This window comes from Mycobacterium sp. IDUB_37, from assembly GCF_055419245.1.
The window spans coordinates 1-231 of record NZ_JBVAXG010000068.1 but is presented as its reverse complement, the minus strand read 5'-3'; the positions used below and the strand labels follow the sequence as shown (position 1 = coordinate 231).

At 64.5% G+C, this 231-nt stretch carries 1 protein-coding gene; it reads left to right on the top strand.

Features of this window, described 5'->3' with window-relative positions; all coding sequences use genetic code 11:
• On the top strand, positions 1-231 hold a 231-nt coding region (locus ACZY1I_RS32345; protein ID WP_463761730.1), incomplete at both ends, for a hypothetical protein.

Genomic DNA, 231 nt, shown 5'->3' with positions numbered 1-231 from the left:
CGTGCCCAGTTCGGTGATCTCGAGGACAGTCAGAGTCGCATCGCGGGGCAGCTGAGTTATTGGCAGGATGCGTTGGCTGGGATGCCGGAGCGGTTGGTGCTGCCTACTGATCGGCCGTATCCGCGGGTGGCCGATTACCGGGGTGCGCGGGTGGGTGTGGATTGGCCGGCGCAGTTGCAGCAGCAGGTTGCCCGGGTGGCGCGTGAGCATAATGCGACGAGTTTCATGGTG